The organism is Brevundimonas sp. CURTG3B2_SDJG (assembly GCF_057364705.1).
Genome location: NZ_JBNFOJ010000576.1, coordinates 1 through 618 on the forward strand (window position 1 = coordinate 1; position 618 = coordinate 618).

General features: G+C 76.4%; 2 protein-coding genes. Both read left to right on the plus strand.

Annotation, left to right across the window (positions count from 1 at the left end):
- On the plus strand, positions 1–440 hold a 440-nt coding region (locus AC2W7C_RS18750), incomplete at its 5' end, for a phosphoenolpyruvate-utilizing N-terminal domain-containing protein (protein ID WP_486002689.1).
- On the plus strand, positions 406–618 hold a 213-nt coding region (locus AC2W7C_RS18755; RefSeq protein ID WP_486002690.1), incomplete at its 3' end, for a PEP-utilizing enzyme. The genes AC2W7C_RS18750 and AC2W7C_RS18755, both read left to right, overlap by 35 nt.

The following is a 618-nucleotide window of genomic DNA, read 5'->3' on the forward strand; positions in this document are numbered from 1 at the left end:
CGTCGACCCGGCGCCCCTCCCCCGGCCTTCGTCGAGGCGCAACGCCGAGGGCGAAGCTGGTGCTGAGCGGCGTCGCCGCCTCGCCCGGCCTGGTGCTCGGCCGCGCCGTCCGGCTGCTGCCTCCCGTGTTGGAAGTCCCCGAGGAGTGGGGCGGGGCGTCGAGCATGAACGACGGGTCCTGGAGGCCGCTCTTCAGGCGGTCCGCGCCCCGTTTGACGAAGGAGGCGGGCGTGGGCGGCCTCGAGCGCCGCGCCATCCTGGCGGCCCACCTCGCCTTCCTGGACGACCCCGCCCTGATCGCCGGGGCGGACGAGGCGATCCAGGCCGGGGCGCGGCGCGGCCTGGGCCTGGCGGCAGGCCTCCGCCTCGGCCGCGGACCTGTTCCGCTCGATGGGCGACCGCCGGATGGCCGAACGCGCCGACGACCTGCTGGATCTTGAGCTGCAGATCGCCGCCGAAGTCCTGGGGGTCGAGCCGCCGGCGCCCCGGATCGGCGAAGGCTCCGTGCTGGTGGCCGACGACCTGCTGCCTTCGCAGTTCTTGGCGCTGGACGCCGAGCGCCTGGCCGGCCTCTGCACGGCGCGGGGCGGCCCGACGTCGCCACGTCGCCATCCTGGC